Raw genomic sequence first — 22,223 nt, 5'->3', positions numbered from 1 at the left:
TACCTCATGTCTCTCGCCCTGCTCATCAGGGTGCTCGCCGACGCGGGCATCAGTCCTACCGGACGAGAGATCGCCGAGGCCGTTTGGCTCGCTCAACATCTAATGCCACCGTCCGAGCCGGCGCGGAGCGAGATACCTGCGGAGCTGCCGACCGCGGCGCGGGACGAATCGAACGGGCCTGAAGCAGACGCGCCAGCCCTCCCGGCTGAGCCGGCCTCGGTTGCGCTGAGCACCGGAACCGGCACCGGCGCACCGGTACGCGGCCATCCGGTCGGCGTTCCCGGTCTCCCCGGCATCCACCTCCCGCAAGAGATCCAGCGGGCCTTGCGTCCGTTGCGCCGCCGAACACCTTCACGACACAGGCGCGTCCTCGACGAGGACGCGACCGCGTCACTCACCGCGGACACGGGCCTGTGGGCACCGGTCCTGCGGCCCGCGCAGGAGCGCTGGTTCGACGTCGTCCTCGTGGTCGACACCTCCAGATCGATGGACTTGTGGCGCTCTGTCACGAAGGACCTGCAAGCCATCCTCGTCCGGTCCGGGGCGTTCCGTAACGTCCGAGTTTGGTACCTGTCACCCGACGAGGACGGCGGGATGGTCCAGCCAGGGGCGCGGGCCAGCAGCCGCAATCCCCGGGAACTCGTGGACCCGGCCGGGCGACGCCTGTTCTTCGTCTTGACCGACGGCGCGGCGGCGGGCTGGCACGACGGATCGGCGACCGCGGCGCTTGCGGAATGGACCAGAGCTGCTCCGGTGGCCGTCCTGCAGACGCTGCCCGAAGAGATGTGGACCCGGACTGGTCTCCCCGCGGTTGCTGCCCGGCTCAGCGCCCGCGGGCGGGGTACGCCGAACAGGCGACTTCGGGTCACCTCGCGGCGGCGCCGGCCCGAAGGCGACGTGCCTATCGCGGTACTGGGTATCGAGGCCTTCGCGCTGAACGCCTGGGCCTGCCTCGCGATGGGCGCGGTCGACGTGCCCTTGGCCATCACGTCTGCCGGGGACCGGCCGGGACCGCGCACATCCGCTCCTCCGGCGAGCGGGGGCTCAGCGGTCGATCAGTTCCGGGCGAAGGCATCACCGGCGGCGTACCAGTTGGCTGTGTCGCTGTCCGTCATACCGCTGACCATTCCGGTCATGCGCCTGGTGCAGCATGCGTTGTTCCCGTCGTCGTCACCCGCGATCCTGGCCGAGATCCTGCTCGGCGGCCTGATCGTGCGCACCGGGGACAACAGCTACGACTTCGGCTCCGGTGTCCGGGACGCGCTCTTCGCGGAACTGCGGCGATCCGAGGCGTCAACGGTTCTGTCAGTCATGTCGCAGCACCTCGGACAGCGTGCCGGCACGACAACTGTCACCTTCCCGGCGATCGCCGAGAGCTCGACCGGGCCGATCGCGACCACTGCAGAGACTTTCTCCTGGGTTCCGGCCGAGATCGCCGGCCGGTTGGGCCTGTCATCGAACGGTGCTCCCGGCAGAAGGGGCAAGTCCGTCGACCATTCTCTTGAGGTCGCCCGGCTGATACCTCCGCGACCGTCCGTCGGCGCGGACTTCGCCTTCGAGGCGTTGGTCGCGTTCTGCCTGACGCCGACCGAGCGGAAGGTCCAGTACCTGTGGATCCAGGGGCGTGCCTTCTCCGGGAAGTCCGCCTTGCTGTCGCATTTCGTCGTACATCCGCCGGCAGCTGTCAGCGTCGTGTCGTACTTTGCCGGCGTGCACTCTCGTGGGCACATGTTGCCGGCGCTGATCCAGCAGCTGTGTGTGCTCCTCGACCGCCCGGTCCCTGAGGACAGGGGGACGGCGAACGCTGCCGCGCAGTTGACGGTTCTGCTCAACATCGCGGCGTCGTACTGCCAGAGTCGAGGTCGCCGGCTGGTTCTGGTGATCGATGGTCTAGACGAGCTCGGTCAGCTTGCGGACGAGTATGCGCGTGACCTTGCGGCCGTCCTGCCCGTCGATCCACCGGACGGCTTACGGATCGTGGTCAGCAGCCGTATCGGCAAGCCACTTCCATCCGTGCTGCAGGAAGACCATCCGTTGCGGGACGCGGATTCACCAGCTGTTCAGCTGCTCAGCTTGGAGCCGGGCGCCAAAGAGCACCACAGTCGCGACGCGGAGCTGAGTCGGCAGGTCAGGTCCGAGATCGCGGCCGGCGATCTGGATCGGGCGGAGCAGACGGCCCGGTCGCTGGGTGAGCCCTTTCGTGGTGATGCGCTGGTCCGGGTGGTGGCCGGGTTGGTCGATGCCGGCCGGATCGATCGCGCGGCGTCGGTCGGCGACTCGCTGCTGGGCCCGGCCCGTGACGAGGCGATGGTGGCAGTGGTCGGCGCTTGGGCAGATTGCGGTGCTGTATCGCGTGCGGAGCTGCTTGCGCGATCGTTGGCCGATCCGTTCCGAAGCGATGCATTGATCCGGGTCGTAGCAGGGTGGCTGTCGGCTGGTGATCTCGATCGGGCGGAGGAGCTCATTGGGAGGTTGGATGAGCCGTACCGTTCCGATGCAATGGTCCTTGTGGTGAGTGCGTTGGCTCGTATCCGTCAGGCCGCGCGCGCCGAGTCGGCTGCCAGTTCCTTGCCGAGGCCTGCGCATGACGAGGCGATGGTCGCGGTCGTCGGTGCCTGGGCCGACAACGGCGATCTGTTACACGCGGAGGCGATCGCGAGGCGGCTCGAGAAACCGTTCGGCAGCGTTGCGTTGGTGCGGGTTGTCGGTGCGTTGACGGCAGCTGGTGATCTGCATCGGGGCGAGCAGATCGCCGCGGCGTTGGACGAGCCGTTCCGCGCCGAGGCGCTGGTGCATGTGGTCACCGCATTGGCCGGTACGGGGCACGTCGAGCGGGCGGAGTCGATTGCGCGATCCTTGCCGGGGCCGTCTCGGGACGAGGCGCTGGTCGCGATCATCTCGGCCTTGGCCGAGGCCGGCGACGTGTACCGCGCGGAAGCACTGTGCCGCGATCTCAGACCTCCGGCCAGGGACCAGGCGTTGGTGCTCGTGGTCACCGCGATGGCAGACGCGGGCCTGATGGTCTTGGCCGAACAGGTGGTGTCGTCGATCGCCGATCCGGCGCGGCGCGAGCAGGCGACCGCCGTGATCACGGCCCAAGGAGCTGTGGATCGAGCTCGGACCGCGCTGACCTCCTCCTCGTCGGCGGCCGGCGATACCTGGCGGATCGTCGATCCACCGAGCGGCGGCGCACGTGGCCGGGTCGAGATGAGCGACTTGGCGCGGATGGCGAGCGACGGAAACCGTAAGGCGCTTGGGGACCTGTTGAATCGAGTGCGGCGGGTGGCTTATGCCTATGTCCGATCGCGGCTGTGGACGCACGCCGGCAGCCCCGACATGCTCGACGAGGTCACGCAAGCTATCTGCATGGCGGTCTTCGGCGCGCTCGGCCGCTACCGTGGGGACGGACGGTCCTTCGAGTCGTTCGTGTACACCACGGCCTCCCGCAAGGTCGCAGATGCCCAGCGTTCGTTCGCGATCGCGGAGATCGCCACACCGAACGTTCCCGACATCGAGCAACCCGCGCCATCCGGTGCCGACCAGGAACCGACCACAGCCGAGATGACCGATGTCATGATCGCCATCGACCGACTCCCGGAACGCCTCCGCGAGATCCTCCGCCTGAGAGTCGTCGCCGGAATGTCAGCCGAAGAAACCGCGCGCGCCCTCGAGATGACCCCCGCCACCGTCCGCACCGCCCAACACAAAGCCCTGAACCAACTACGCGGCGCGCTGCGGACCGATCCCCGGCCGCCCCAGTAGTCAACTCGTTGCGGCTGAACCATCCCACTGGTCCGCGCGGAGCCGGTCAAGCGGCCTTGTGGTTTCTGTGTTCCAGTTCCAGTATCCGGCCCGGCTGCCATCTCCGAGCATCGCCGCCTTGAGCAGCGGCAAGCGTGTCTCCGGCCTTGGGGAACATCGGTAGAGCGGTTAACGCTAGGCCGTTGATGTTGGGCGCCGACACAGCGGGTTGGCATGATTACGGAGCTCGGCGGAGGGGCTCTCAGCGGCCCGAGGGGTCGTCACCGTAAAGCGGTCATGCCAGTGGCGTTCTTGACCGACGAGCAGGCGGCGTCGCACGGGAGGTCAACAAGGAGGCGACCGCGCCGGAGCGGTTGCTCTTCTTCGACGACAAGGATCGCAAGCTGATCGCGAAGCGCCGTGGGGGCGCACAGCTCGGCATTGAGGACGTCCTGTGCGTTGAGCGGTACGCTGGGCGCAACCCGACGGGGCACGAGCATGCGTGGGAGATCCGGGACGCTTACGCACCACGAGTACGAGGACGGGGCCCGGCAGTTCCGTCCGTTCCTGCACCGCCAGGCCTGGACGCACGCCAGGGCCGGTGGCGCTGCTCAATCAGGCGGTGGGCCGGCTGGTCTGTCACGGCTGCTGCCGGGGCTGTCGGTGCTGGCCAGGTAGGTGGGCGAGGCCCGCCTGGTCGCGGAGAGGCGGGCTGCACGCCCGCGGTCGCCAAGGCCGGTCGCCGGGCGGGTCCAGCGCTGCCCGGCGATCTGGTGGCGACGTTGAAGACGCCGGAGGGAAGGACAGGCTTCCGAGCTGGAGCGGCTGCGCCGGCCGCCGACGCGGCCGACGGGCACCGCGCTCGCCCGCGCCCTGGAGTGTTGGACGAGATCGCCGCGTTCCAGCCTGGCTGCCTGAAGCTGTCGCAGATCCCGCCGAGCCGACTGGGACGCAGGCCCCGGTACGCGCTCGGGTCGACGGCGGCGCTGCTGGATCGGGCGGCGGAGCCGAAGGTATGGCGATGCTTACCGCGGTGATGCGGTAGATGGAGGCGGAGGCGATTTACGAGGCCTGCACCTGTTCCAGATACTCACGGCGACCCGGCTAATCAGCACTGCGAAACGGAAGACGGACAAGGAACGGCTGCCGGCGCTGCCGCAGCTGGAGAAGGCGTCACGCGCGCTGGCCCGCTCGGCGGAGGTGCCGCTAGAGGAGCTGCAGCTGGTCGAGGAACACGCACTCCGACGCGCGCCTGGTAGTTGTACTCGCCTGAGTTGAGCCAGCCCGGGAAGGTGCCGTGCAGATCGTCGGCGTGCTCGGCGTAGCGCCGTGCCAGTTCGTACTTGCTGGGGGAGTAGTCGGCCCGCGGAGTGAGCTCGATGCGGTGTTCAGGGCGGTGGTCACATAGAAGCGGAAGTTGTAGGCCTGGGCGTAGTCGTCGGCCGCACGATCGGACAACCGCGGTCTTCTCGACATGTGATTCTGGGCATCTGCATATACTTTCTTGACGCGCTAACCCTGGACGGCTATCTCTTCGCGCTGTCGCGGGCGAAGTTCAGGCTCAGCTTCGACACCTACGCGACCTGGAGCCAGCTACTGCCGCGCAGCGGAGCGTTCGCCTTCGAAGTGTCCGGGGCAGCCGCCCGGAGTGGCGAAGTTCGGCGACATCCTCATCTGTCCGCCCGGCGGGACGTTGTGACGCAGGATGCGGACACCTTTGTCGTTGTTCCATGCCCGGTTCAGTACTGAACTGGAGCTGCCGATCGGCGGTAGCCGAGTACCGGATCCCGACCGCCTGCGGGCCGATCTGAAAATGCACGAGGCGTCGGACGGCCACGCCGACGTGGAGATCCACCGCATCAGGCTGTTCTGCCCGGCTTATTGATACCTGTAATGACAGTAGTTCCATCGATTCTGTTCTGGACCCGGGGGTAAGCACAGATGGCGAAGGACAAGCGGCGCGCGCTCGCCAAGAAGAGGCGGCTCCAGGAGAAGCCGCGGATGTCAACGGCAGCAGAAAGTTGATCGGTTGGCTGCCTGCCGCCGACAGGTCAGTAGAGGCTGTCTTTCTGCTGCGGCCGGCAACAGAGCAGTCTCGCCGATATCCAGGATTCCTGGACGTCGTACTTCGGGTTTCGGTCAGCTCCCAGCGCGTGGAGGATCGTTTCAGGACGTTGCCGTCGGCAACGCCTGGGAGGAGGAGACGAGATGTGGCGAGAGTCCGGAGCGCCGAGGCGGGACGGGGAGGCCGAGAATAGCCGGCGGCGGATCGAGCCGGGATCGGTGAGTTGGTCCATCCGGCGGGCCATTGAACTGCTGGACGAGGCGATTGACCGGATGGGGGATCAGTTGGCTCGATCGGCTGGTCTGTATGACGACTCGCCGATCGAGTCGAGCACGCGCGTGAACGCGCGGCGGGCACGGGGTCGTGGGCGACGCGATCCGATCGACTGTCACGCGCCGCCGATCGATAACGAACTCCACGAGTCAGTTCGTGGGCCTGACCTGCCCTGAACGTCTGCAGATACAACCTTGAGAAGCGCCCACGACGCCAAGCGGATCCGACGGCCAGCGATCCAGGACTCCTTGACCTCGAGATCCGGGTTCCGTGCCTGTCCGCGGCCAGCGAGGTTGAAGTCGTAGTTCGGTTTTCGGCTTGAGGTGGGGTGACTGGTGCGGTGAGCGGGGATGATCGTCGGCTGGTGGAGGTGCAGGTTGCGGCGGCGCAGTTCTTCCGGGCGCGGCTGCTTGGGTCTGGGGCGGGGTGGGCGGCTGCGCATTTGGTTCAGCGTGGGCTTGGGCATGTGTTGAGGTCGAGTTCGCCGTGGAAGGTTGGCTATGCGCCGGATGGCTGGGCGCGGTTGGTTGATCATCTCAGGGCTGAGGGTTTCGAGGATGACACCCTGCTGGCTGCAGGGTTGGCGAGTCCGACCAGGAAGGGTTATCTGGTCGATCGGTTCCGGGACCGGATCATGTTTCCTGCGTGGGATTCGGGTGAGCAGTTGGTTGGATTCGTGGGGCGTTCTCGGGGTGGGCGTGCGAAGTACTTGAACTCTCCGGCGACGCGGATCTATCAGAAGTCGCACGCCCTTGTCGGGCTGGCTGAGCAGCGTGACCTGTTGGAGAGCGGCGCGACGCCGGTCTTTGTGGAGGGGCCGATGGATGCTGCGGCCGTGGATGAGTTGAGTCGGCTGACATCTCGTGGCTGGGCCGGCCTGGGCGTGTGCGGGACGGCGTTGTCGTTTCATCAGGCGTCGATGGTTCATCAGTATTCCGGCAGCGACGCGGTGATCGTGGGTGTCGATGCGGACGGTGGCGGGCGCCTTGCGGCGGTGCGGTGGCTGGATGACTTGTCGTCGGTCTTTGAGCGGGTGCTGGTGGCGGAGTTCCCGTCGGGGCACGATCCGTCGTCGTTGCTTGAGACTCCTGCTGGTGCGGATCGGTTGTTCGAAGCTCTGAGTTCGCCCAGGCCGCTTGCCGAATTGGCGATTGAGGTCGAGCTGGCCCGATGGTCGCGGGTACTGGATCACATCAGTGGCCGGGTGAATGCGCTGCGCCGGATAGCTCCGCTGGTGGCGCGGTTGCCGCATGAGCAGGTCGCTGGACAGCTTGGCGAGCTCGCGAAGGTGTTGGAGCTGGATCAGGAGATCGTCTCGCGGGAGGTTGTCGAGACTCTGGGTCGCTCGGCACGTCGTACCTTGCCGAGTCGCCGGTTGGAGTCGTTCACCGGATCCGATCCGCCGGAGACCGGGCCTGCGTTGTGACGCTGGTTCCGGGAGTCCTTGAGGTCGGATTCCGGGTTCATTGTCGGTCGTGGTGAGGCGACCTTCGTAGCCGTTGGGTTTGTTCGGCTTTACGGAGGTTGGGATGAATGCGGTGTCTTCGGATTCCGAGAATGTGCTGATCAGTGGTGAGCGGCAGCGGTTGATGGTGGCTCACCTGGCGGCGGCCCGGTTCTTCAGGCGGGAGTTGCTCAGGGCAAATGTCGGCTGGCCGCTGGAGCAGTTGCGGGATCGCGGCGCCGGCGGGGCGCTGAGTACGGAGTCGACGTGGAAGATCGGCTATGCGCCTGACTCGTACACGCGGCTCACCGATCACCTGCGGGAGAAGGGTTTCGACTTCCGCACTCTGATCCGCGCCGGGTTGACGGAGTGGACCGAGGAAGGGAACGCGGTCGACGTCTTTCGCGATCAGTTGATGCTGCTGGCGCGGGATGAACGACTCGATCCGGTCGGGTTCGTCGGGATCGGTCAGGGGGCGGAGCCGGCGTTTGAGGCGTCGCCGACGACGTTGATCCATCGTCCGTCGAATGCGCTGGTGGGTATCGAGGAGCAGCTGGACATTCTCACCGACGGTGCGTTCGTGGTCGTGGTCAACGATCCGCTGGATGCGATGGCGGTCGAGAACCTCGGCCGTATGGCCGGGGAGCGGTGGGCCGGTATCCCGCTGTGTGGTTCGTTGATGTCGTCGGCGCAGGCGAAGACCCTGTACCGCTACACGGTGACCGACACCGTGATCGTTGCCCTGGATGGCGACCAGGAGTGGCGTCGGACGGCCATCGCGTCGCTGCCAGACCTGTCGTACTTCTACAAGCGGGTCCGAGCTGTGGAGATCCCGGAAGGACACACGCCGTCGAGTCTGATGCAGGTCGACGACGGTGCTCAGCGGATGTACGACGCGATGGTGTCGACGCGCCCGCTGGAGGACTACAAGCCGCGCCGCCAGCACCTGCCGGAACTTCAGGATCCGAGTCCGTCGCCTTCCGGTCCGGCGCTTTGAGGAAGTCCAGGAGTCCGGGACTTCGTGATCCGGGTTCAGATCAGTCCGGCCTGCGCCGAGATTGGTGCGGCAAGCAACAAGGGTCAATTCTCGGGCCGCGGTCCGAGTCATCGGGATACGGAGTGAGCCAATGACTGAAGAGCTTCAGGCGCTCCTGGTCGAAGCTGCGGACTCGGGCTGGGCGGAGGAGCCGTCGAGGCGTCTGGCCACGGCTATCGAGCGCCGGATCGTTGCCGAGGTGCCCAGCCGGCTGCGGGCCGCGCTGGGCCACGATGAGGCGGCGCAGATGGCGCGCGTGCTGGCGTGGGAGCGCTGCCGCCGGTTGGCCGAGAAGCCTCCGGCCGGCCAGGTGAGCTGGGGGTACTTGGCGAACATGGTCCGATGGCGCCTGGCCGACGTCGTCCGGCAGGAGGCCAGGCGCCGGCAGCGGCATCCGCTGATCGACTACCTCCCTGAGGCCGAGCAGCCGGCCATGCTCGCGGAACTGGGCCCTCTGCTCGATCGCATCGGTGTCCAGTTGGAGCGGGCCGGGCTCGGAGTGGGGGAGGTACGGCGGCGGCTGCTGGCCGCGGCCGATGGACCCGGGTTCTCCAAGCACGCCATCGCCGGGCGCGTCCGCGGCATCGGCGTACCCAGCGCGCAAGCCGAAGGGCTGGCGTGGCTGCTCCACAACGGGCCGATCCGGCGGTCCGCGCTGTCGCGGCTTGCCGGGGGGCAGCCGCCCGACGCGGTGTTCGCGGATCCAGCCGTTCAGCGATGGATCGGTCAGGCCGCCGGGAGGGTGCCTCGGACGCCGGCCAGGTCCGCCCGGTTCGGCCGGCCCCCGGGTACCTCCTGGCATGACCGAGTCGGGCTGGGGCTCGCCCGGACTGCCTGACCCGAAGTTACCCGCGGGTCACGAGGGCTCAAACGTTGAGCTCTTATGAACAACCCCGACATGGTTCCGCGCCGCCGGCACTGGCTGGTCCGGTTCTACTTCGCCCAGTTCCGGTTCTACCTGCGGCTACAGGCCGCGCTCCGGATCATTCCGCCACCCGTCGCGCAGGCACTCATCGCCCGGCTTCAGCCGGTGAAGACACGGAGGGAACTCTGACATGCGTCGAGTCATGAACTCGAAGCTCGCCGTACCACTCATCATTCTCGCACTCTTGGTCGTCTTGGTCTTCGCGCTCGTGATCCGCTGGAGCGACACCCCGGATGCTGCTCGTGGCCTGCCTGGTGAGCCTGGGTCCGATCAGGTGACAGGCACGAGCACGCCTGTGCCGACGCTGCAGGCGCAGCTCGATGCTTGGGTTCGGCCCGCGACGACGGATCCGATCCGCTACGCGGTCGCGTTCGGTACGACGATCTGGACCTACGACTCCACGGTGCACAGCTACGCCCAGTGGCAGGACGCGGTCACGGCCTTCGCGAATCCCCTGGAGGCGCCTGACGCCGGCCGGGTTGCCCGCAGCATGCTGCCGTACGCCGGCCAGTGGGAGGAGCTGAAGGTCCACGACGCGCGCGCCAGCGTTCGGGACGTGACGGCTGCAACGACGCCGGAGTTGCAGGCGCTCGGACGGGATCCCAGGGCACCTGCCGGCTGGCACGGATTCGTCGTACGTGGCACGCAGGAGAGCGTGGTCGACGGCGAGACGACAAGAACGGCCCGGCATGTGACGGTCGGGGTGGTCTGCCGACCGCGGTGCACGTTCTGGTCGGCGACCAACGAACTGCCGCGGTGATCATCAAGCTCGCGGCAGCCGGCGCGCTGCTGGTCACCGGTGTCAGTCTGGTGCCTGCGCTGGCCATCGCGGGCAACAGCGGCGACACCTGCAAGGTCGTCCAGACCCTGGGCGACGTACGGCTTGATGCCGAGCAGGCGTCGAACCTGGCCGTGATCGTCGGCGTCGGTGACCGGTTCGCGGTCGGTGTTGCGGCCAAGGTGATCGCGGTCATGACGGCGATGACGGAGTCGTCGCTGCGGAACGTCGATCGCGGAGACGCGGCCGGTCCGGACTCGCGTGGCCTGTTCCAGCAGCGCGACAGCTGGGGACCGATCGCCGTACGCATGGACCCGGCCGGGGCGGCGGGGTTGTTCTACACTGCGCTCGCCAATGTGCCGGGCTGGACGGCGATGGAGCCCTGGATGGCCGCGCAGGCGGTCCAGCGGTCGGCGTTCGCGGACGGCGGCAACTACCGCAGCAACTACGAGGCCGCCGTCCGCCTCGTCGCTTCAAAGCCATCTGTCGGCTCCTGCGGCAGTTGGCGAGCCGGTGACACCGACCAGCTCCCAGGCGCCGACACTGCCGTCCACCGGGCACTCGAACTGGTCGGCAGCCACGGCTACTACCAGCTGTGTGCCCGGCTGGCGTCGAACATCTGGGGCCGCTCCCATTCCGGCTACGCGTCAGCAGCCGAGCAATGGGCCCAGATGGTCAGCACCGAAAATGCCCACCCTGACGATCGGCGGCCACCGGTCGGCGCGCTGCTGTTCTGGTCGACCGACGGTCCCTACGGGCATGTCGCGGTGTACGTCGGCAACGGCCGCATCGTGTCCAACGACATCGGCGATCGCCTCCCCGGCCAGGGCGGTGTCTACCTCGTCGACGTCGGGGCGATCGAAGAACGCTGGGGCGCCACCTACCTGGGCTGGGCGCCACCGATCTATCCCACCACCTGAATACCAACCCATTGGCGCTGTCCGGCGCCAGGAGGCAACCGCATGCTCAGCTTCATCTATCTCCAGGATCCCGGGGTAAGTCCGAACTCGAACGGGCTCCCGGGTCTCCCGGCGCTGCGTCAGATGGTCGGCGCCCTGCAAACCTTTGGTCTGGTCATCTGTGTGGCCGCGTTCGTGATCGCCGCGGCTGCCTGGGCGATGGGCAGCTTCGGCAACAACTCCCACTACGCCGGCCGCGGCAAACTCGGCTGCCTGGTCGCCGCGGGCGCAGCGATTCTGATCGCCTCGGCCAATCCGATCATCCGCTTCTTCAGCGGCATCCAGATCGGATAGGGGCGTCCAGCGCATGGCGTGGAGTGATTGCCTCCTCAACCCGGTCAGCTGCGTCGTCGGCAACGTCGGGGGGACCGCCGCAAGCTCGGTGTGGGATTCGTTCCTGAGATGGTCGGCGAACGGTCTGGCCGACCTGTCGGCGACCGTGTTCCAAACGTTCAGCACCAGTACGTCGCCCCGCTTCGACCAGCAGTGGTGGAACGACAACCTGGATCTGATGGTCGGGCTCTCGCTCCCGATCCTGGTTGGCGTCTTCGTCCTGCAGTGCATCTCGGCGGTGATCCGGCGAGAACCTGCCCGACTCGGGCACGCCGCCGTCGGCGCGTTGCTGGGTACGGCGGGAGTGCCGCTGGCAGTCGGTGTCATCGCCACCTGTGGGCAGGTCGTCGACGAGATGTCGGCAGGCATCCTCGGCCAGGGAGCCACGGCCGACGGCATCAAGCGGATGACCGACATCACGGCGTACCTGACGGCGCCGACGCTCGGCGGCATCCTCCTCCTGGCCGTGCAGCTAGGCCTGCTCGCGATGTTCGCGCTCTACTTCGTCATGCTGGTACGCGAGGTTGCCCTGATCGCGTTCGTGGTCTTCGCCCCGGTCGCGATGGCCAGCTGGACCTGGTCGGCGACCAGGCACTGGCTTCGGCGGTGGGTCGAAATCGTCGGCGCATTGTTGTTCTCGAAGGTCGCGATGGCGCTCGTCTTCACCCTCGGGTTCTCGGCCGTGGGGGCGTCCGGACAGGGCAACGCATCGAACCTCGGCACGTTCATCGCCGGAATCCTGCTGGTGGCGATGGCAGCGTTCGCCCCGTTGGCCACCTACTCGTTCATTCACTGGGCCGGTGACCAGGGCCAAGCCGCGACCCGCGTCCTCCAGCAAGGAGCAGCCGGAGTCGAGGCAGGTAAGGATCAGCTCGAACGCGCTCAGCGGTGGGTGGCGGGAGACTTCAGCGGCTCCGACAAGGACGATCCATCACCGGTCGTCGGCGGCGACCAAGACCCCGGCCAACAGGCGACGAGTGGGGGCGGACACGACGCTCCCGAGACATCCGATCGAGCGACAGACCACGGCGCGGGTCAGCAGTCGACAGGCCATCCGGAGGCCGTGCCCCAGCCCGCACCGGCAGCGCCACCGACGCCAGGCTCAGACGCCGGACCGACAGCTATCGCCGTCGCCACGAGCGAGGTATCGGTCGACGGCGAGTCAGGCGGATCAGGCGTCCCCCCGAACCAGACATCGGACCAGGGAGACTGAGGATGTCGAACACGCTCTCCGCACGCTTTCCACGTCCGCAGCGAAACGCGTTGCTGCTCGGTCTACGACCGATCCAGGTGACACTCGTCGTCCTCGGCATCATCCTGTCAGCCCTGTCGCTGCTCGCCGGTTGGCCAGTTCCATCGCGATTGGCTGGGTTGGCAGCGTCGCTTCTCTGCGGCCTGATCGCGTTCGGTCGGCTCGAAGGACTGCCGGCATACCGGTGGGTCGTCCTGCGGACAGCCCACGTGATCCGGCGTTGGCGCAAGCAACGGACGTACCGGGCGAATGTGCTCGCACCTCGACGGCACGGCTACCTGCAGCTGCCAGGAGAAGCCAGCGCGTTGCGGATCCTGGACACGCGCTCCTCGATCGGCGCCGTTCACGATCCACACCGCCGACGGCTGATCGCGGTCGCGAGGATCGAGGGACCTGCGCATCTGCTCCAGAACTCCGACGAGCAGGATCGACGCGTCGCGGCATACGGACGGATGATCGCCGGACTGTGCCAGAGCAACCGAATCGCACGAGCGCAGATCCTCGAGCGCACGATCCCGGACCCCGGCGACGGGCTGGGTGACTGGGCCCGCAAACGCAGTCTGGACACGACCACCGCCGCCGGAGCCATCTACAGCGACCTGCTGCAGCACGCGGCCCCGGCGGCAGCCAGGCACGAGACACTGTTCAGCTTTGCGTTGAACCTCGACGCCGTCTCCAGGGAGGTCCGCAAGTACGGCGGGGGACTGGCGGGAGCGATGACGGTCCTGGACTCGGAGTCGCGTGCCTTCCAGACCGCGTTCGCGGCCGCCGGCGTCGCCGGAGTCTGGCTGAACGCCTCCGATCTCGCAGCCAGCCTGAGAGTCGCGTTCGACCCTGCGGCGACGCGGACGCTGGTCGGTGCCGTCGACCCAGCTGACGCGGCTCCGCTCGCTGTCGATGCCTCCTGGGATCACCTCCGTACAGACTCGTCGTTCCATCGCGTCTATGTCGTCACCGAATGGCCCCGCGTGCGGGCCACGCCGTCGTTCCTGAGTCCGCTGCTGCTGAAGCCGGGAATTCGGCGAACATTCTCGCTGGTGCTGCAGCCGGTGCCGATCGGCAAGGCGCTCCGTGACGCACGTCGCCATCAGGTGGAGCGGGTGACCGACCGGGCGACCCGCAAACGCATCGGCCAACTCGAGACCGAGGAAGACCGGCAGCTGGACGCCGACGTCGCTCAACGGGAGAAGGATCTCGCCGTGGGGCACGGTGACGTGCGCTGGATCGGCCTGATCGCGGTCTCCGCGGACACCGAGGACGCGCTCGACGAGGCATGCACCGAGATCGAGATCGCCGCCTCCCAGGCGTTGCTCGACGTACGCCGGCTTGTCGGCCAGCAAGTCGAGGGGTTCCTCGCCGCGGCACTGCCGTTCGGGGTTGGTCTCGGATGACGCCCAGCACCGGGTGGTTCGAACCGAGCGAGACAGACCGGCGAACCAGACGTGCCAACCGGCGGGCGAGTCGATCGTCTCGGCGCCGTACCCCGCCCGCCACGTCCACTGAGGACGTCGCCGAGGAGGTGCCAGCTGACAGCATCGGTCTGCGTCGGCGGCTGCCGCTGCTCACGGACGACCACCGCGCCACCACGCGGATTCTCCGGATCGCGTACCCGTTCCTCGCCGAAGGGGGATTGGGGGCCGATGGCACCTACATCGGCAACGACGTCTTCAGCGGAGGATCGTTCGTCTACGACCCCTGGGTGCTCTACCAGTCCCGCGTCATCACCAACCCAAACCTGCTACTGGCCGGAGTCATCGGCAGTGGCAAGTCCTCAACCGCCAAGGCCTTGATCACCCGATCCATCGCACTCGGCCACAAGGCCTACGTCCCGTGCGACCCGAAGGGCGAGTGGACACCGGTCGCGCAGGCGGTAGGCGGATCCGTCATCAAGATCGGGCCCGGCCTGTCCACCAGGCTGAACCCACTGGATGCCGGAAGCCGCCCGGGCGACGTGCCGGACGACGACTGGGACCGGATCGTCAGATCACGACGACGCGCCCTGCTCGGCACCCTCGCTGAGTCCACGCTCGGCCGGCCACTGACCGCAGTCGAGCACACCGCCCTCGACCTCGCCATCGACAAAGCCTCCCGGACCCCAGTGCCGACGATCCCTCACGTGGTCGACGCCCTGTTCTCACCTGACGCCGGCGACAGCACGTCGGAGGCCGACAGCCGCGAGCTCGCGCACGCGATCAGACGGCTCGTCCACGGCGATCTCGCGGGAATGTTCGACGGACCATCCACGACCCGGTTCGATCCGGCGCTGCCGATGGTCACCCTCGACTCCTCCTGGATCGGCGCCGGCGGCAACGACCAGGCACTTCGCCTGACCTTGGCCTGCGCGTCGTCCTGGCTCGAGGCCGCGGTCACCGACCCGGCCGGCGGGAAGCGATTCATCGTGTACGACGAGGGATGGCGAGTCATGCGCGACCCCGCCCTGCTGCGACGCATGCAGGAACAGTGGAAACTCTCCCGCGCCTGGGGCGTGTCCAACATCCTGATCGTCCACCGCCTCTCCGACCTGGCCGCCGTCGGCGACCTCGGCTCCGAGGCCCGCGCCCTCGCCGAAGGGCTACTGGCCGACTGCTCAACCCGGATCATGCTCCGCCAGGAATCCGACCAGCTGGCCCGCACGGCGACCCTGCTCGGACTCACCGACGTCGAGGTATCCACCATCGCGAAACTGCCCAAGGGCCGTGCACTGTGGCGGCTGCCGAGCCGATCGTTCGTCGTACAGCTCGTCCGCCACGCCCGCGAGGTCGAACTGTTCGACACCGACGGAAGGATGTGACATGGACGTTGGCGGTCGCTCGCCCCGAGATGTGTCGGACGTGATCATGATCGGCGGGGGAGTACTCCTGGCCTGCGCAGGCATCCTCTACCTCGCCGGGGGGCTCAGCAGCCTGCTCACCACTCACGAATGGATCCAGACATCCTGGCCTGACGCGTTGAAGGTCGTGCTCCATCCGCGCGATCCCGGGCGCGTCTTCGGCCTGCCGCCCGGGACGTTCCATCCGGTCGTGTACTGGTTCGTGCTCGCGGCGCTGCTGGCAGTCCCGATCGTTGGTGCCGGCTTCGGCCGCTACCTGTGGATGAGACGTGATGTCGGGGCGGCACGTCGTACCAGATCTCTTGCCAGGCGGCCTGGTCTCGCGACTGCGGGGGACGTTGAGGCAGTCGTCGGTCGCGGTCAGGTGCTGCGCCGCGGTCAGGCCGCGCGTCCCGCCGTACGGCGACCGGAGCCGGCGGATGTCGGTCGGTACCTGGGGCGATCATGCGGTCGGCAGTGCTGGGCCTCGGTCGAGGACTCCGAGATCGTCCTCGGACCACCCCGCTCCGGCAAAGGCTTGCACCAGATCATCGGCGCGATCATCGATGCACCGGGCGCCGTCGTCACGACCTCCACCCGGCCCGACAACCTCGTCGCCACCGTCGAACTGCGCCGAGCCGCCGGACCCGTCGCGATCTTCGACCCACAAGGCCTCGGGCAAGTCGAAGGCATCCGCTGGTCACCCGTTCGTGGCTGCGAGAACCCGACCACCGCCATCGTCCGCGCCAGCGGTCTCGCCGCCGGAGCGGGGTTCACCAAGGGAGGCGTCTCCGACGGCGCCTTCTGGCACGGTCAAACGGAGATGGCGCTGCGCGGCCTGCTTCACGCCGCGGCCATCGACGGCGCCGGCGTCGCGCAGCTCTACCGCTGGAGCCTCGAACCCGCCTCAGCCATCGAAGCCGTCACCATCCTCAACCGCTCCGCAGACGCCGCCGAGGGCTGGGGCGACACCCTCGACGGCATCGTCCGCATGGACGGCCGAACCCGCGACGCCGTCTGGGCAGGCGTGCGTTCCGCGCTCTCTGCTCTCGCCGATCCCGCCGTACGCCGATCATTCGACCCAGCCGACGGTGAAGGACTCGACCCGAAGACGTTCATCGCCGACCGGGGAACGATTTACCTCCTCGGCACCGGCGTCGGCGCAAGCGCCACCTCCGCGTTCATCGCGGCCCTGCTCGAAGACATCACCGAGACCGCCCGCCAACTCGCCGCCGGCAACCCGGGCGGCCGCCTCGAGCCGCCGCTCGCACTGATCCTCGACGAGATCGCCAACCTGTGCGCCGTACCATCCCTGCCCTCGCTGATGGCCGACGGCGGCGGCTCAGGCATCTCCACCCTCGTCGTCATCCAGTCCCTCGCCCAGGCCAGAGACAAATGGGGCGAACAAGCCGCAGCCGCACTCTGGGACGCCGCGACACTCCGCCTGATCCTCGGCGGCTCAGCCCAACCCCGAGACCTTCAAGACCTCGCCGCCGTCTGCGGTGAACGCGACGAAGAGATCCGCAACTGGAGCCGCGGCCCCGACGGCAACCGCACCATCTCCACCAGCACCCGCCGCATCCCGATCCTCCCACCCGACGTCATCCGAACCCTGCCCCTCGGCACCGGCATCCTCCTCGCCCGCACCGCCCCACCGATCCTCCTGAACATGACCCCCTGGCCAGACCGACCAGACGCCGACCAAATCCGCGCCAGCATCACCCACGCGACCCGAAGCTCGGAGCCGGCCGAATGAGCCCGCGCGACGACCTCCTCAAATCCTTCGACCTCGCCAGCGACGATCCGTTCATCATCTGCTGGCGCGACCTCGACCCGACCACCGCCACCGAAGAACTCGACCGCCTCACCCCCTGGGTCGACTGGGCAACCCAGCGCTACAACCTCGACCACAAACTCATCCCACCCTGCTGGCCCCACCACGGCGCCCTCGTCGAAGAACTCTCCGCCCTCCGCACCCTCTGGGAAGCCTCCTACCTCGAAGACGCCGCCCCCTCCAGCCCCCTCGCCTTCCACCGCGAACTAGACCAAGCCCTCCGCCGCCTCCGCGAATGGACCTCCCGCCTCGGCTGCTCCAGAACCGAACACCGCCCCGAAACCTGAAAGCAACCGCTGCCCTGACCCTCGGTGTCAGTACGGCAGACGGCTGCTGTCGAATCACGACGCTCGAGTAAGCGATGACGCGCTGAGGAGTACTCGGCGCCATCGAAGATGGTGTAGATCTCTTCACGCTGGCCGCCATCTCGATTGGGAAAGGCTTATCTGGCTTCTGACCTGCAGTTTCATCCTTCGTCGATGATCACCAGTGACCAGTGTTTATCAGCGTCTCACGGAGCTGCGACGGAGCAAGAATTTGCCCACAGCAACATTTCGTGTCTGCCATGGGCCCTCGCCCAGAAGCGAGTCTTCGACCTGCGGTGGCGACCATGCCGCACGCCTACAGGCCGAAGTCGAGCTCCGTGTGCGATGCGCACGTCGGCATGACCGAGGAGGAAGCGCAGGCGACCTCAGCGGCCGCGTCGAGGCAGACGACATGGCGGTCCAGGCCTCCGAAACCTCGCCGACCTGATGCGGCGAGCCCGAGTGATCGAACTCCCGCGCTCTGGCGGCTGGCTCGACAGCGGCACTGACCCTTGGCTACAGCGGCACTGCTTGGCAGCGACACGACGACCCGGGGCAGCAGCCGTAGCGCGCTCGACGGGTACCACAACCGACCCCGGCTCAGCGGTTCAGATCGCTGCCGGGGGCGGACCATTGACAGGCCGGATTAGTGTTGACTCGTCAGAGAAATATCGGTCTGTAGGAAGGGATTCTGTATGGCCGAGAGAGTGTTTTCAGAGGGACTGGTTCTGCCGGATGGCCGTAAGGTTCGCGTGCTCGCATACGACGACGGATCTGTACGCTTCCGGCTCGACGGTACGCCCTACGTGATCGAGGAGGCATTCCTCCAGGGTGGCCGCAACGACCACGCGATCATCAAGCTGGGACGCAAGCCGTAACGCCATCGCCAGCAACACATCGACCCCGGTTGGCCCCGCTAGCCGGGTCGCTGTGCGATGTGCCGGTGGTCGCCAGCGGTGATCACTGGCGTCTGCACGACGTGTACCCGCAGGTCAGGCGCGAGGCTACGCCGGTTGAGCACACCGATGCCCTCGCTGTCCCTCACGCCATCGGCCTGCTCACCGCTGTGTGCCGATCTGAGCCAGGACTGGCACCTGCTCGGCCTCATACTGGAGCCAGCAGCCATTACAGCGTTCTAGGGCCGACTACGCCGATGCTGTAACCGACCGGGCCGTCTTCGCCCCAGCCGGCCGTGGCCGGGTGTGGGCTGTTGGGCGCGTAGCGTCGATACCACTCCTCGCGGCACTCGGCTGTAGTGAGCCCCTCCCCAGACACCCCACGGCACCCGACTGGCGAAGGCGAACGGCTGACACTCCTCCGAAAAACGGAGCATTGCGCGGACACAGCCTGAGTTCGTCTGTACCACCGACGTCGCTCTCGTCCGGGAACATCTCGGCCGGCCGATCCACACAAGCATCGTCATCTCGCCAATTGACCCCCATCCGGGATCAGGACCAACGCGAGCGAATGTCGATTGACCTTCTCGACCACCTACCGCTGCCAGCCGTTGTACGGTCCGCCAATTGGAGGCAACGGCTCGGTGGAGTCCTTCAGTGCCTTCGCTAGCGCCTCGTCTCGTTGAGCGGGTGGAGTGTTCGCCTGTCCCGGCTTCTCATCGAACTCGCTAGGCTCATGAACGGTCCCTGCTCGCATCGCTCCTCCTCGGTCTGTCCTTACCGCCCAGCGTTGGGAGGAAGCCGCGGAATGTTCAGCGGCGAAACTGTCGGAAGTAATGGACTACTGTCACCAGCGTGGAATCAACCGGGGAAACCCGAGACCTGCCGGTCCTGACGCACATCGTGGAGTTCTACGACGAGAACGGCCACACGCCGGACCCGTCTGACATTACGGAAGCGTGCGGGTTCGACGACAAGGAAACTGTCCAACGTGCGTTGCGTGCGCTTCAACATGAGGAGCCGCCGTTCATCAAAGGGCTACAGACAGTCCTGACTGGCGACGCGATCGGCATCGGTGCTCCGACAGGTCACGCGCGGCGAGTCGTGGGCGCTTGGCCCACGCCGGACGCCCTCGCAGACCGGATAATTGCCGCTCTGAACGACGCGGCTGACAACGAGCCGGACGAAGTGAAGAAAGGCAAGCTTCACCGGGCGGCCGCAGCGGTTGCCGGTGTCGGTAGGGACATACTCACCGATGTGACAGCTCAGGTCATCACGAAGGGCATGTACGGCGGCTAGACGGACGGACAGGGCGTCCAGCGGGTCTCGTCAAGATTGTCGGTGCAGCCAGCTACCGTCGTAGGTGGAGGACGCACGAGCCGATCAAGGTGACCGAAGTTCAGTGCGTAGCAGCATGGCCAAGGGCTTCGAGATCAAGTTCAACAAGGGCTGGGAAAAGGACATTCTCAAGGCTGCGCAGAAGGGCGTCGAGGACGAGGTTCGCAAGTCCCAAGCGCTCCTAGACAGACTGCTCGACCGTTACAAGGGGCAGCCAGTCTCAACAGTCAAACCTGTGCTGCTCAGCGAATGGCGGCGCAGCGGTGGGAGCATGACTGATGCCGAGGCGACGGACTGGGCAACCCTGATCAGCCAAGGCACCCGCATCGAGCTTCGCCTGTAGCCCGTCAGGTATGCGGACCGGAGGTCGTTCGGGCGCGCCACGCGGATGCCTGTGCCGGACGTGCTCGGTCCAAGTCGGAAACTGGCACAGTCCACACTCTCGCCAGCCGAGCACACTCCGATTATGATCTGCGCACTATGGGTGATCTGGACCAGCAGCAGAAGGAGTGGTTTAGCCGCGCATTCGTGACTGCAGTGTCGGCAGCGGCTGGCTACACGGTCGAATATCACCTCGATGACGTTCACGGCGTAGACGCGACGGTCCGTGATGGCGGAGTGGCAGTTGATTTCCAGCTCAAAGCGACCTCGTCCCCGATCATGAGCGGCGGTGACCTAGCCTTTGATCTAGACGTCCGAACGTACGACCTGCTCAGTGGCGTCCGCTCATCACCCGGATACTTGCTGGTCATCGTCTTGCCAGAGGACGTAAACACCTGGCTGCAATCGGATCCTGACTCGATGACAATCTTCCACAGCGGTTACTGGCGCGATCTCACTGGATTGCCGGCTACTTCAAATGAGAACAGCGTGCGCATCAAACTTCCGCTATCAAACACGCTGTGCGTGACGCACATTCGCGAGATTATGCTCGACGCGAGAGGGCGACTCATCGCATGAACGACCTCCTCAGGCTTGAACTTGCGCCAGAAGACGTCACGAGTTGGCTCGCCGCGAACGATTGGCGTCGGGTGCCCGCCAGCCAGGAGACTGCGGCCCTGTGGGTTCGATCCGCCCATGAGGTTCTCCAACCACTTGCGCCCGGCTCGACTGACTATCGTCTTCGCCTCGCCGATTTGCTACGAACTCTTGCGCGCGCTGAGAAGCGCGATGCACTACTCATTACGCAGGAGATTCTTAGCGAGGGTGCAGATGTGTGCGAATGGCGTGCTACTGGGGAGCAGATCAATCAGTACACGATCCCTTTGGATGATGGGGATCGCCTCGTGCACGGAGCACGAACCGCGTTTGTTGCTGCAGCAAATGCCACTGTCCACCGGCGCGGGTACTTTGGCCACAGCATAGCGAAGGCGGCCCGCGAACACGCAAAATCGGTCCGCATGGGACAGACGATGCCCGGCAGTTACATCGTGCCAATCATCAGCCACGTATCAGGATCGACACTCGTGCCTGGCGGCCAGGAAGACGGCCTCGATATCCGGATCGACGCCCAACCGTTTGGCCGCCGCGTAATGATACAGCTGGCCGAAGCGCTTTCGACAATCCAAGATTTGGCGGTCGATGCGGATCCACCGAACATGCGGCGCATCAACGAGAGTGTAGGTCACGGCGTATCGCACGAGCTATGTGCAGCCGTTTCGGAGGTCCTCGCGGCGGATTCTGTCGACGGCCTGGACGTCAGTTTCGCTTGGGCTCGGCGGCTCCCGGTGCGGGACGCAGTTGAGCGCATCCGACTCCCGAAGGCATCCCTCCCCAACGTCCAAGGCATCGCAGAGTCGTTACGTGGGAGCCAAGTGGTCGCCGAGCAGACGATTGTGGGCATCGTGCGTGGAACTCGTCGCGATCCGGCTGAGGAATTCGGCCTCGTCACCATTCGCGCACCGATTGGTTCAACCGATCGGCTCGTTCACATGTGGTTGGGTCGAGACGACTTCCATCAGGCGCTCATGGCTGCCGACGAAGAGAGACTTGTGTATGTAACCGGGACTCTGGCACGAGAGCCTGGGAGGCAATGGAAGTTCGAGTCAATCACCAATTTCGGATACGCAGAGTTCATGAGTGAGCAGGATCAGTAATCGCAAGACCCATCGAGCCCACCTGGCGACCACAGATCAGGTCGAATCAGGCGTAGCCACGGTTTGTCCGGCCTGCTCGTTCGAATTCGTCTGCCACCGGGCGATTCGCGCGTCTACCTGGGCAACGCGGGACGGACTG

At 66.5% G+C, this 22,223-nt stretch carries 19 protein-coding genes; all 19 read left to right on the top strand.

Annotation, left to right across the window (positions count from 1 at the left end):
* The first annotated feature begins 6 nt into the window (after positions 1-6).
* The 19 genes from ACIBL3_RS39295 (at position 7) to ACIBL3_RS39205 (ending at position 22,084) form a co-directional block, all read left to right on the top strand.
* Positions 7-3,762 (top strand): sigma-70 family RNA polymerase sigma factor, encoded by a 3,756-nt coding sequence (locus tag ACIBL3_RS39295; protein ID WP_396359050.1) that lies wholly within the window; start codon positions 7-9, stop codon positions 3,760-3,762.
* 1,684 nt (positions 3,763-5,446) lie between these two features.
* Positions 5,447-5,626, top strand: coding sequence for a hypothetical protein (locus ACIBL3_RS39290; RefSeq protein ID WP_396359049.1), 180 nt, complete (start codon positions 5,447-5,449; stop codon positions 5,624-5,626).
* Between the two features lie 781 nt (positions 5,627-6,407).
* Positions 6,408-7,505: a toprim domain-containing protein gene (locus ACIBL3_RS39285; protein ID WP_396359048.1), complete on the top strand. Its 1,098-nt coding sequence runs from the start codon at positions 6,408-6,410 to the stop codon at positions 7,503-7,505.
* A 103-nt stretch (positions 7,506-7,608) separates the two neighbouring features.
* Entirely contained in the window at positions 7,609-8,520 is a 912-nt protein-coding gene (locus ACIBL3_RS39280) for a hypothetical protein (protein ID WP_396359047.1), read from the top strand.
* Positions 8,521-8,650: 130 nt separating this feature from the next.
* Complete coding sequence (locus ACIBL3_RS39275; RefSeq protein ID WP_396359046.1) at positions 8,651-9,397, top strand: hypothetical protein; 747 nt, start codon at positions 8,651-8,653, stop codon at positions 9,395-9,397.
* Between the two features lie 45 nt (positions 9,398-9,442).
* Positions 9,443-9,613: a hypothetical protein gene (locus ACIBL3_RS39270; RefSeq protein WP_396359045.1), complete on the top strand. Its 171-nt coding sequence runs from the start codon at positions 9,443-9,445 to the stop codon at positions 9,611-9,613.
* A gap of 1 nt (position 9,614) precedes the next feature.
* On the top strand, positions 9,615-10,244 hold the full coding sequence (locus tag ACIBL3_RS39265) for a hypothetical protein (RefSeq protein WP_396359044.1): 630 nt from the start codon (positions 9,615-9,617) through the stop codon (positions 10,242-10,244).
* Positions 10,241-11,182, top strand: a complete 942-nt coding sequence (locus ACIBL3_RS39260) for a CHAP domain-containing protein (protein ID WP_396359043.1) — start codon at positions 10,241-10,243, stop codon at positions 11,180-11,182. The genes ACIBL3_RS39265 and ACIBL3_RS39260 overlap by 4 nt, the downstream gene beginning before the upstream one ends.
* A 42-nt stretch (positions 11,183-11,224) precedes the next feature.
* Positions 11,225-11,515: a DUF6112 family protein gene (locus ACIBL3_RS39255; protein WP_396359042.1), complete on the top strand. Its 291-nt coding sequence runs from the start codon at positions 11,225-11,227 to the stop codon at positions 11,513-11,515.
* Between the two features lie 13 nt (positions 11,516-11,528).
* Positions 11,529-12,767 (top strand): hypothetical protein, encoded by a 1,239-nt coding sequence (locus ACIBL3_RS39250; protein ID WP_396359041.1) that lies wholly within the window; start codon positions 11,529-11,531, stop codon positions 12,765-12,767.
* Between the two features lie 2 nt (positions 12,768-12,769).
* Entirely contained in the window at positions 12,770-14,197 is a 1,428-nt protein-coding gene (locus ACIBL3_RS39245) for an SCO6880 family protein (protein ID WP_396359040.1), read from the top strand.
* 128 nt (positions 14,198-14,325) lie between these two features.
* Positions 14,326-15,597 (top strand): ATP-binding protein, encoded by a 1,272-nt coding sequence (locus ACIBL3_RS39240; RefSeq protein ID WP_396359039.1) that lies wholly within the window; start codon positions 14,326-14,328, stop codon positions 15,595-15,597.
* A gap of 1 nt (position 15,598) precedes the next feature.
* Positions 15,599-17,371 carry a type IV secretory system conjugative DNA transfer family protein gene (locus tag ACIBL3_RS39235; RefSeq protein ID WP_396359038.1) on the top strand — a complete coding sequence of 591 codons (1,773 nt, stop codon included), beginning with the start codon at positions 15,599-15,601 and terminating at the stop codon, positions 17,369-17,371.
* On the top strand, positions 17,368-17,736 hold the full coding sequence (locus tag ACIBL3_RS39230) for a hypothetical protein (RefSeq protein WP_396359037.1): 369 nt from the start codon (positions 17,368-17,370) through the stop codon (positions 17,734-17,736). The genes ACIBL3_RS39235 and ACIBL3_RS39230 overlap by 4 nt, the downstream gene beginning before the upstream one ends.
* 770 nt (positions 17,737-18,506) lie before the next feature.
* Entirely contained in the window at positions 18,507-18,632 is a 126-nt protein-coding gene (locus ACIBL3_RS39225; RefSeq protein WP_396359036.1) for a hypothetical protein, read from the top strand.
* Between the two features lie 873 nt (positions 18,633-19,505).
* The gene (locus ACIBL3_RS39220; protein WP_396359035.1) at positions 19,506-19,949 is read left to right on the top strand and encodes a hypothetical protein; all 444 of its coding nucleotides are present in this window, start codon (positions 19,506-19,508) and stop codon (positions 19,947-19,949) included.
* A 103-nt stretch (positions 19,950-20,052) separates the two neighbouring features.
* Entirely contained in the window at positions 20,053-20,331 is a 279-nt protein-coding gene (locus tag ACIBL3_RS39215; RefSeq protein WP_396359034.1) for a hypothetical protein, read from the top strand.
* A 137-nt stretch (positions 20,332-20,468) separates the two neighbouring features.
* A complete protein-coding gene (locus ACIBL3_RS39210; protein WP_396359033.1) occupies positions 20,469-20,948 on the top strand; it encodes a DUF4365 domain-containing protein in 480 nt (159 codons plus the stop codon).
* Positions 20,945-22,084, top strand: a complete 1,140-nt coding sequence (locus tag ACIBL3_RS39205; RefSeq protein ID WP_396359032.1) for a hypothetical protein — start codon at positions 20,945-20,947, stop codon at positions 22,082-22,084. Before ACIBL3_RS39210 ends, ACIBL3_RS39205 begins: the two co-directional genes overlap by 4 nt.
* Positions 22,085-22,223 lie beyond the last annotated feature (139 nt).

The organism is Kribbella sp. NPDC050124 (assembly GCF_044460355.1).
Lineage (GTDB): Bacteria > Actinomycetota > Actinomycetes > Propionibacteriales > Kribbellaceae > Kribbella.
The sequence above is the reverse complement of the archived record's forward strand: the minus strand, read 5'-3'. Positions and strand labels throughout refer to the sequence as shown.